At 75.1% G+C, this 9,931-nt stretch carries 11 protein-coding genes; 8 read left to right on the top strand and 3 right to left on the bottom strand.

All coding sequences use genetic code 11. The features are described from left to right. Positions 1-161: 161 nt before the first annotated feature. Positions 162-1,373, bottom strand: coding sequence for an NADP-dependent malic enzyme (locus OF117_RS05060; protein WP_263551712.1), 1,212 nt, complete (start codon positions 1,371-1,373; stop codon positions 162-164). Positions 1,374-1,569: 196 nt separating this feature from the next. Further along, entirely contained in the window at positions 1,570-1,932 is a 363-nt protein-coding gene (locus tag OF117_RS05055; protein ID WP_263551711.1) for a S26 family signal peptidase, read from the bottom strand. Between the two features lie 51 nt (positions 1,933-1,983). Here OF117_RS05055 and sodN point away from each other — a divergent pair, with 51 nt between their 5' ends. The 6 genes from sodN to OF117_RS05025 all read left to right on the top strand — a co-directional run bounded on the left by sodN (position 1,984) and on the right by OF117_RS05025 (position 7,373). Further along, a complete protein-coding gene (gene sodN / locus OF117_RS05050; RefSeq protein ID WP_263551710.1) occupies positions 1,984-2,388 on the top strand; it encodes a superoxide dismutase, Ni in 405 nt (134 codons plus the stop codon). A 132-nt stretch (positions 2,389-2,520) separates the two neighbouring features. After that, positions 2,521-3,183 (top strand): phosphatidylserine decarboxylase, encoded by a 663-nt coding sequence (locus OF117_RS05045; protein WP_263551709.1) that lies wholly within the window; start codon positions 2,521-2,523, stop codon positions 3,181-3,183. Positions 3,184-3,198: 15 nt separating this feature from the next. Continuing rightward, complete coding sequence (gene pssA / locus OF117_RS05040; RefSeq protein ID WP_263551708.1) at positions 3,199-3,996, top strand: CDP-diacylglycerol--serine O-phosphatidyltransferase; 798 nt, start codon at positions 3,199-3,201, stop codon at positions 3,994-3,996. Then, positions 3,993-4,487 carry a GNAT family N-acetyltransferase gene (locus OF117_RS05035; protein WP_263551707.1) on the top strand — a complete coding sequence of 165 codons (495 nt, stop codon included), beginning with the start codon at positions 3,993-3,995 and terminating at the stop codon, positions 4,485-4,487. Before pssA ends, OF117_RS05035 begins: the two co-directional genes overlap by 4 nt. A 122-nt stretch (positions 4,488-4,609) precedes the next feature. Then, on the top strand, positions 4,610-6,493 hold the full coding sequence (locus tag OF117_RS05030) for a putative bifunctional diguanylate cyclase/phosphodiesterase (protein ID WP_263551706.1): 1,884 nt from the start codon (positions 4,610-4,612) through the stop codon (positions 6,491-6,493). Positions 6,494-6,632: 139 nt separating this feature from the next. After that, entirely contained in the window at positions 6,633-7,373 is a 741-nt protein-coding gene (locus OF117_RS05025; RefSeq protein ID WP_318014222.1) for an HAD-IIA family hydrolase, read from the top strand. Between the two features lie 57 nt (positions 7,374-7,430). Here OF117_RS05025 and OF117_RS05020 read toward each other — a convergent pair whose 3' ends face one another. Then, positions 7,431-7,925: a hypothetical protein gene (locus OF117_RS05020; protein WP_263551704.1), complete on the bottom strand. Its 495-nt coding sequence runs from the start codon at positions 7,923-7,925 to the stop codon at positions 7,431-7,433. Between the two features lie 167 nt (positions 7,926-8,092). On the opposite strand from OF117_RS05020, the gene OF117_RS05015 reads away from it, so the two are divergent. Both OF117_RS05015 and OF117_RS05010 read left to right on the top strand, forming a co-directional pair. Further along, entirely contained in the window at positions 8,093-9,115 is a 1,023-nt protein-coding gene (locus OF117_RS05015) for a diacylglycerol/lipid kinase family protein (RefSeq protein ID WP_263551703.1), read from the top strand. Between the two features lie 301 nt (positions 9,116-9,416). Further along, entirely contained in the window at positions 9,417-9,668 is a 252-nt protein-coding gene (locus OF117_RS05010; RefSeq protein WP_263551984.1) for a WhiB family transcriptional regulator, read from the top strand. Positions 9,669-9,931 lie beyond the last annotated feature (263 nt).

Here is a 9,931-nt window from a genome sequence, read left to right as displayed (position 1 = left end):
GGAGGGTGGCCGTTCCAGCACCTCACCCGGCTCGGCGCGGGCCCCCGGAGGGTGGCCGTTCCAGCACCTCACCGGGCTCGGCGCGGGCCCCCGGAGGGTGGCCGTTCCAGCACCTCACCCGGCTCGGCGCGGGCCCCCGGAGGGTGGCCCGCTCCAGCACCTCACGTGGTGCGGTGCCACTCCGCGGCGACGGCATGGGCGACGGCGGTGGCCACCCGCCGGTCGAGCGGGCTGGGGACGACGTAGTCGGGGCGCACCTCGTCGCCGACCACGTCGGCGATCGCCGTCGCCGCGGCCAGCTTCATGCCCTCGGTGATCGCCGTCGCGCCGGCGTCGATCGCCCCGCGGAAGACCCCCGGGAACGCCAGCACGTTGTTGATCTGGTTGGGCAGGTCGCTGCGCCCGGTGGCGACGACGGCGGCGTGGCGGGCCGCCATCTCCGGGTCGACCTCGGGCGTGGGGTTGGCGAGGGAGAACACGAACGCGCCGTCGGCCATCGAGGCGATCGCCGACTCCGGCACCGATCCGCCGGACAGGCCGACGTAGACGTCGGCCCCGCGCAGCGCGTCGATCATCGTGCCGGCGAACCCCGACGCGTTCGTGTGCTCGACCACCCACTGCTTGACCGGCGTGAGGCCGTCGCGACCGCCGTGCAGGACTCCCCGCGAGTCGGCGACGGCGATCTCGCCGACCCCGGCCTCCAGCAGGATCTTCGTGGTGGCGATGCCCGCGGCGCCGGCCCCGGCGATGACCACCCGCAGGTCGGACAGCTCGCGGCCGGTGACCCGGGCGGCGTTGCGGAGCGCGGCCAGCACGACGATCGCCGTCCCGTGCTGGTCGTCGTGCATCACCGGGATGTCGAGCCGCTCCCGCAGCCGGGCCTCGATCTCGAAGCAGCGCGGAGCGCTGATGTCCTCGAGGTTGATCCCGCCGAAGGACGGCGCGATCGCGGCTACCGTCTCGACGATCGTGTCGGTGTCGGTCGTGGACAGGACGACCGGCACCGCCGAGAGGCCGGCGAACTCCGCGAACAGGCAGGCCTTGCCCTCCATGACCGGCAGCGAGGCCGCCGGGCCGATGTCCCCGAGGCCGAGCACCGCGGTGCCGTCGGAGACGACCGCGACCACGCGCGGGGCCCAGGTGTAGCGGCGCGCCAGACCGGGGTCGGTGGCGATAGCGCTGGAGACCCGCGCCACCCCGGGCGTGTAGGTGAGCGCGAGGTCGTCGATCGAGGTGATCGGCCGGGTCGGGCGGACGACCAGCTTGCCGTCCTCGTGCACCGCGAACGCCGGATCGTCGGCGAAGCGGTCGGCGGCTCGGGTGACCGTGTCCGGGCCGGCGTCGTGCGAGGTCAGGCCCTGCTCTGCGCCCATGGAACACGGAGCGTAGTGCCCGGCTCGGAGGCCACGGACCCGGGGCCACGACACCCGGGCCCACGACACCCGGGCCCACGACACCCGGGCCCACGACACCCGGGGCCACGACACCCGACGCCACGACACCCGGGCGACGGCACCCGAGGCCGCGGACGCACCCGACGGCGGCGGGCCCGGCGAGGACGGCGGTGGATCAGCCCGGCGGCGGCGGGAGCCGACCGGGACGGGGTCGCAGGCGAGCCACGACCCGCCCGACGACCACGGCGGTCCCGTAGGCCCGGCTGTCGTCGGCGACCAGCGGGTTGTCGCCCTCCACCCAGTGGCCGCCGGGCACCGCGCGCCGCACCCGCTTGACCACCAGCAGCTCCGGCCGGGCGGGGAACCGGGCGAGGACGACGTCCCCGGGCCGGACGGCGTCACCGCGCCGCACCCGGCGCACCAGCAGCCGGTCACCGTGGCGGACGGTCGGCGACATCGAGGGGCCGGTCACGCGGGCAAGCGCCCAGCGGGAGGGCAGCGGGGAGGGCGCGTTCTCGGACGGGTGGGCCTGGGACACCGCGGGTAGGGTCGCAGACATCCCGACATGTCGACATCCGGAGGCACATCCATGCGTCTGACCCGCATGTTCTCCGCGGTGGAAGCCACCGCGCACTGCGACCTCCCCTGCGGCGTCTACGACCCGGCACAGGCCCGGATCGAGGCCGAATCGGTCAAGGCCATCCAGGAGAAGTACCAGGGCAGCGACGACGAGGTCTTCAAGCAGCGCGCCGTGCTCATCAAGGAACAGCGCGCCGACCTGGTCAAGCACCACCTCTGGGTGCTGTGGACCGACTACTTCAAGCCGCCGCACTTCGAGAAGTACCCGCAGCTGCACGAGCTGTTCAACAAGGCCACCAAGCAGGCCGGTGGGCCCGCCGCGAAGGGCAGCATGGACCCGGCCGAGGGGCAGAAGCTGCTCGACTACATCGCCGAGATCGACAAGATCTTCTGGGAGACGAAGGCCGCGTCCTGACCGCCTGATCGTAGGCACCGGCCGGCGGGGCCCCCCTCGCCGGCCGGTGCGGTGCCGCACTCCGGGGGCGCACGCACTGGGCTCCCGGGTGAGGCCGCCTCACCGTCCCCTCCCCGGTACCGTTTGGCCACGATGCGCATCGATCCGGCCGGGTGGCCGTTCGTCACCGTGCCCCTGGCTCCCGCCGCAGCCCTGGCCCTCGCCGGCGGGCGGGCCCGGCTGGCCGCGGCCCCCCTCCTGGCGCTGTCGGCCTACATGACGTTGTTCTTCCGCGACCCCGAGCGGCGTTGCGACGCCGAGCCACCGGGGCCCGACGACGTCCTCTCCCCCGCCGACGGCGTGGTCATGGTGGCCGGCGAGCCGCAGGAGGGCGTTGCACCCGAGCCGGCCCCGGACGGCGGTTGGCAGCAGGTCAGCGTCTTCCTCTCGGTCGTCGACGTGCACGTCAACCGCGCCCCGTACCGCGGGGAGGTCGTCGAGAGCTCCTACCAGAAGGGCAGCTTCCTGGCCGCCTACCGGAAGGAGTCGGCACACCGGAACGAGCGCAGCGAGCTCTGGCTCCGCGACGGCGACCGCACGGTCGTCTTCCGCCAGCTCGTCGGCGTGCTGGCCCGCCGCATCGTCACCCGCACCGGCGTCGGCGACCGGCTGGAGACCGGCGAGCGGATGGGCCTGATGAAGTTCGGCTCGCGGATGGACGTGTTCCTCCCGCGCAGCTGCACCATCACCGTGAGCACGGGGCAGCGCGTGCGGGGCGGCGAGACCGTCATCGCCCGCTGGCCCGCCGCCGGCTGAGGAGGTCGCCCGCCGATGACGACGCGGCGCACGGCCACCGTCGAGTTCGTCCGCGGATCCGTCCGGGACGGCCGCCGGCGCGCGCTGGCGACGCTGCCGAGCCTGTTCACCCTCGCCAACATGCTCTGCGGCTTCGCCGCGATCCTGGTGTCCATCCGCGGCGCCTACACCCTCGCGGCGGTGCTCATCGGGCTGTCGGTGTTCTTCGACATCGCCGACGGCGCCGTGGCCAGGCTGGTCGGCGCGGTCACCCCGTTCGGCCTGCAGTTCGACTCGCTGGCCGATCTGGTGTCGTTCGGGCTCGCGCCCGCGCTGCTCGCGTTCACCCTCTTCTCCCAGGGCCGCGACGAGTGGGACCCGCTCGGCTGGCTGGCCTGCTTCCTCTGGGTCGCCTGCGCGGCCATCCGCCTCGCCCGCTTCAACACGACCATCGACCCGACGGCGGACAAGCGGTACTTCGTCGGCATGCCGAGCCCGGGGGCGGCCGGCGTCGTCCTCGCCTCGGTGTTCGCCTTCGGCGACCAGATGCAGGGCCGCGACCGGCTGTGGGTGCTGCTCGTGGTCGCCGTCCCCGCGGCGCTGATGGTGAGCACGATCCGGTTCCGCTCCTTCCGGTCGCTGGTGAGCCCGAGGAACGGCCGCCCCTACGGCCTGGTCGCCGCCGTCCTGGTGCTCGTCGTCGGCTTCTCGGTCGCCCCGGTGGTGACCGGCTGCGCGCTCGCCTACAGCTACCTGCTCGCCCCCGTGCTCGTCCCCCTCGTCTCACCGCTCGGTCGGCTGGTGCCGGATCGGCTCAAGGAGGCCCTCTCGTGACCGTGCGCCCGATCCGCCCGGACGACGTCCCCGCGGTCGTCGGGCTGGTCCGGGAGCTGGCCGAGTACGAACGGGCGGCGCACGAGGTCCGGCTGACCGAGGAGCAGCTCACCACCGCGCTGTTCGGGGACGCGCCCAAGCTCTTCGGGCACGTCGCCGAGGCCGGCGGGCAGGTCGTCGGAATGGCGCTGTGGTTCCTGAACTTCTCCACCTGGCGCGGAACGCACGGCATCTACCTGGAGGACCTGTACGTGCGGCCGGCGCACCGGGGCAGCGGGCTCGGCCGCGAGCTGCTGCGCACCTTGGCCGAGCTGTGCGTGCGGCGCGGGTACGCCCGCCTGGAGTGGTGGGTGCTGGACTGGAACACCCCGTCGATCGACTTCTACGAGGCCGCCGGCGCGGTGCCGATGGACGAGTGGACCGTCTTCCGGCTCACCGACGACGCGCTGGCCGCCTTCGCCGACGGCCACCCCGCCGACGGGCACCGGTGACCACCGCTGCGGCCGCGCGGTCGGCAGCGCCGGATGCGGGCAGCCGACCGATAATGGTCCGAGCAGTCTCGCCGCGGACCGCCGCCCGCTGACGGGCGCCCGACCGGCCGGGAGGACGGTGCGTGGAACGCGAGGACATCCTCCTCCGCCCGCCGGGGACCGATCCCGTGGCCAGGGCGGAGGCGCTGCTCGCGCTGACCGACGTCCTCGCCCGGGCCACGACGGACATGCCCCTGCTGCTGCGGACCGCCGCCGAGGCGGTCGCCCGGCTCTGCGGCGACACCGTCGCGATCTGGCTCGTGGACACCCAGGACGGCCCGCCGGTCATGCAGGTGCGCGCCTGGTGGCACGTCGACCCGCTGGCCCGGACCGACCTCGAGGAGCTCGGCGCGCCGGTGCGGCTGCCGTCCGATCCCCCGGGCTTCCTGTGGTCGGTGGCGGCGTCCGGGCCGCGGTTGATGGCCCACGTGCGCCGGGACGACCTGGCCGGCATCCACCCCGGCTACGGGGAGTACTTCCGGCGCTGGGGGCTGGCCTCGATGCTGCTGGTCCCCCTGCGGGCGCGGAACCGGCTGCTCGGCCTGATGGGCGTCTCCCGCGACGCCGACGGCCCCGCGTACGACGAGGACGACCTCGCCTTCGCCGTCCGGGTCGCGGCCCACCTGTCGCTCGCGCTGGACAACGCCGGTCTGGTCGCGGAGGTGCGGCGGGAACTGGGCGAGCGGATCGCCGCCGAGCGGGCGCTGCGGCACCAGGCGCAGCACGACGCGCTGACCGGGCTGCCCAACCGGCTGACCATGCGCACCGCCGTCGACGACGCCCTCGCCGGCGGGCGGGTCGCCCTGCTCGTCGCCGACCTCGACGGCTTCAAGGAGGTCAACGACGCCCTCGGGCACACGGTCGGGGACGACGCACTGCAGCAGGTCGCCCGCCGGCTGCGAGCCGCGACCCCCGCCGACGGACTGCTCGCCCGACTGGGCGGCGACGAGTTCGCCGTCGTGCTGCCGTCCGCCGACCGCGGGCGCGGCCTCGACGTGGCCGGTGCGCTGCGGGCCACCCTCGCCACGCCGGTGGCGGTGGCGGCCTCCCGGCTCGCGCTGAGCGCGAGCGTCGGCGTGGCCGTCGCCCCGGACGACGGCACCGACGCGGCGACGCTGCTGCGATACGCCGACGTGGCCATGTACCGGGCCAAGCGCGCCGCGACCGGGGTGGCCGCCTACGACCCGGACCTCGACACCGCGGCGGCGCAGCGCCTGCCGCGGCTCACCGAGCTGCGCCGGGCGCTGGTCGGCGGCGAGCTGCTCGTGCACTGGCAGCCCATCGTCGAGTCCGCCACCGGCGCGGTCCGGCACCGGGAGGCGCTGGTCCGCTGGGCGCACCCGCGGGAGGGCCTGCTGGGCGCCGACGAGGTGGTGCCCCTTGCCGAACAGGGCGGCCTGGCGGGTGAGCTGACCGAGGTCGTCCTGCGCCTGGCGCTGGGCCAGTGGCGCGCCTGGTCCGACGCGGGCGCGGCCCTGCCCGTGGCGGTCAACGTGCCGCCGTCCGTCGTCGGCCGCGAGAGCTGGGTCGGGGACGTGCTCGCCGAACTCGGGGCGCACGGGGCTCCCCCGGCGTCCCTCGTCGTCGAGGTCACCGAGTCCGCCCTGGCCACCGACGCGACCCGGCGCGGTCTCACGGCGCTCGCCGAGGCGGGCGTGCGGCTGGCGCTCGACGACTTCGGCACCGGCTGGTCGTCGCTGGCCCAGATGCGCACGATGCCGCTGCACCAGCTCAAGGCCGACCGGACGTTCGTCACGGGCATGGCCGACGACCGCACCGACCGGGCGCTCGTCCGCACCGTCACCGCCCTGGGCCACGAGCTCGGCCTGGAGGTGGTGGCCGAGGGGGTGCAGACCCCCGAGGTCCGGGACCTGCTGACCGCGATGGGCGTGGACCTGCAGCAGGGCTTCCTCCACGGCCGACCGGCGGCCGCCCCGGCGGACGCACCGGGTCGACGGCGACCCTGACGGCTGCGACCTGGCCCGACTCGGCGCCGGGGTGCTGTTCGACCGGCCGGAACGCACCCCTGCTCGCCGCGGCGTTCGTCGTCCGGAAGACTCCCCGCTCGTGATCGAGCGCGGGACGGCGGAGTGCTGGTTGACCGACATGGACGGCGTGCTGGTGCACGAGGGCCAGGCGCTGCCGGGCGCCGCCGAGTTCCTCCAGCGGCTGGTCGAGAAGGAACGCCGTTTCCTGGTGCTGACCAACAACTCGATCTTCACGCCGCGCGACCTGGCCGCGCGGCTGGTCCGCTCCGGGCTGGAGGTGCCCGAGGAGTCGATCTGGACCTCCGCGCTGGCGACGGCGGACTTCCTGGCCAGCCAGCTGCCCGGCGGTTCGGCCTACGTGATCGGCGAGGCCGGTCTGACGACGGCGCTGCACGAGGCCGGCTACACGATGACCGACACCGCGCCGGACTACGTCGTGCTCGGCGAGACCCGCACGTACTCCTTCGAGTCGATCACCCGCGCCATCCGGCTGATCGACGCCGGCGCCCGCTTCATCGCCACCAATCCCGACGTGACGGGCCCGTCGCCGGAGGGGCCGCTCCCGGCCACCGGCTCGGTCGCGGCCATGATCACGCGCGCGACCGGCGCGGAGCCCTACTTCGTCGGCAAGCCGAACCCGATGATGTTCCGCAGCGCGATGAACCGGATCGAGGCGCACTCCGAGTCGACGATGATGGTCGGCGACCGGATGGACACCGACGTGGTCGCCGGCATCGAGGCCGGCCTGGACACCATCCTGGTGCTCACCGGCTCCACCCGGGCCACCGACGTCAGCCGCTTCCCGTTCCGCCCCGGCCGGGTGTGCGACTCCATCGCCGACGTCCTCGAACTCGTCTGAGCAAGGACCCCGCCTCCGCCCCGGACGCGCCCGGGGCGGCCCCCGGAGAGCGGGGGCTCAGCGCTGCGAGAAGGCCAGCCGCGCCTCCGGCGTGGCCAGCAGGTAGAGCTCGGTGGCGACCAGGGCCAGCACCGGCAGCCCGACCAGCGGCAGTCCGCCCGCGAAGGCCGTCGTGTACCCGAGCAGCCCGAGCAGGATCTGCAGCACGATCACCGGTGCGCGGGCCCAGGCCGACACCCGTCGCAGCCCGACCGCGGCCGCGGCGAGCAGCGCCGCCCCCGCACCGACGTAGACCACCTCGGCCAGTGCCCGGCCGGTGCTGTCCGGCGTGCTCGTGACGGTCAGGAACAGCAGGCCCAGCGCCACGACGCCGAGCAGCGCGGCCTCCACGGCGACGACCAGCGCCGCGCGGCGCACGGCCGGCGGCGCGTCGGACGGCGGGCGCGTCGCCCGCGGAGCGGTCGGCTCGGCGGCCGCGCCGAGCAGCCGGTCGGCCCGGCGCCGGGCGCCGCGCCGCCGCGCGGTCCCGCCGTCCCGGCCCTCGTCGGTCACGACGGCGAGGCTACGCCGGAGCACGCCCGGCACGGCCGCGCACGCGGTGGTGGGCGCCCCTCCCCCGCACGCCACCGCCCCGGTCGGGCGGCCCGTGCGGCGCGCGCTGCCGACCCTGCGGCCTCCGCCTGCCGGGCCCGGCACCGGGCGCTGGCTAGCCTGACCGCATGCGCGCGCTCGTGGTCGTCAACCCCGCGGCGACCACCACGACCGCCAAGATGCGCAACGTGCTGCTCGGCGCGCTGGCCAGCGAGCTCAAGGCCGAGGTCGCCGAGACCTCGCACCGCGGGCACGGCCGCGACCTCGCCCTCGGTGCCGTCACCGAGGGGATGGACGTCGTCGTCGCCGTCGGCGGCGACGGCACGGTCAACGAGGTGGTCAACGGCCTGCTCGCCGACGGGCCGGGCCCGCACCTGCCGACGCTGGCCGTGGTCCCCGGTGGCTCGACCAACGTGTTCTCCCGGGCCCTGGGCCGGTCGCGCGACCCCGTCGAGGCGACGGCGGAGATCCTCGACTCGCTGCGGGCCGGGCGCACCCGCCTGGTGTCGCTCGGCACCGCCAGCGCCTCGGGCACCAGCACCGCCCCGCTCACCGAGGAGGAGCCGGCGCGGGCGGCGGCCGAGGCGGCCGCCGACGCCGCGGCGGAGCCGGCCTGGACGACGCCGCGCTGGTTCGCCTTCTCCGCCGGGATGGGCTTCGACGCCGACGTGATCGCCCGCGTGGAGGCGCAGCGGGCCCGCGGCCGCCGCTCCACCGGCGCCCTCTACGTGCGCGAGGCCACCAGCGCGTTCCTGTTCGGCCGCGAGCGTCGCCGCCCGGCCATGACCGCCCTGGTCCCCGGCCGCCCGGCGACCGACGGCCTGTTCCTCTGCCTGGTCTCCAACGTCAGCCCGTGGACCTACCTGGGCGCCCGACCGGTGAACCCGAGCCCGGAGGCGTCGTTCGACACCGGCCTGGACGTCTTCGCGATGGGCCGCACCGGGCCGCTGCGCATGGTGCACACGGTGCGGCAGACCCTGGCCCGCGAGCCGGACGCGCGCGGGCGCGGCGTGCACCGTTGGCACGACCTGGACGAGCTGGAGCTCACCGCCGTCCGGCCGCAGGGCTGGCAGCTCGACGGTGACCACCTCGGCACCGCGACGGGCCTGCGGGTGCGCAGCATCCCCGCAGCTCTGCGGGTCGTCGCCTAGCCCTGCACCAGCCGTTTCCCACTCACATCCGAGCCCGGAAGTCAACGCCCCGCTCCGCGCGCCGACACGTCGAGTGGCGCACCTAGCACGGGCGTGGTGAGGTTGCTCACGAGGGGCTCGGCGATGACCTCGAGCTCCTTGACAGGCGTCCGTCGCGTGAAAACATCGCGGACGGAACGCAACCTGCCGGTAACAATGCCGGTGAGTCGTTGAGCGCAACCTGGGTGACCGGTGTCCGCTTACGGGCGGACCCGACGTGACCCAGCACGAAACCGAAGACGATCCCGAGGAGTACACCGCCATGGACTGGCGCCATCGCGCGCTCTGCCGCGACGAGGACCCGGAGCTGTTCTTCCCCATCGGGACGACCGGCCCCGCCCTCGTGCAGATCGAGCAGGCGAAGGCCGTGTGCGGCCGTTGCCCCGTGGTGCAGTCGTGCCTGGACTGGGCTCTTCGCTCCGGCCAGGACTCCGGCGTGTGGGGCGGCCTCTCCGAGGACGAGCGCCGAGCCCTCAAGCGCCGGCAGGCCCGCACGCGGGTGCGCACCGCCTGACACCGGACGCCGGGACGCCGCCGCCCCGCTGCGGCTCTTCCGGCGACCCACCGCAGACAGCACCGAGGCCGGTCCGGATTCCCGGACCGGCCTCGGTGCTGTTTCATCGCGGTCCTCCGGACCGCACCGCAACCACGTGCCGTCCCCCGGTTGCGCGGAGCCCCACCCGTCGCTCGTCGCGGGAACCCTCCGGGCCCCCACTCCTCACGACCCCGCGGCCACGTGCCGTCCCCCGGTTGCGCGGAGCCCCACCCGTCGCTCGT

It is taken from the genome of Geodermatophilus sp. YIM 151500 (assembly GCF_025716945.1).
Classification (GTDB): domain Bacteria; phylum Actinomycetota; class Actinomycetes; order Mycobacteriales; family Geodermatophilaceae; genus YIM-151500.
Note: the sequence above shows the minus strand (reverse complement) of the source record. Positions and strands in the feature narration are given on the sequence as shown.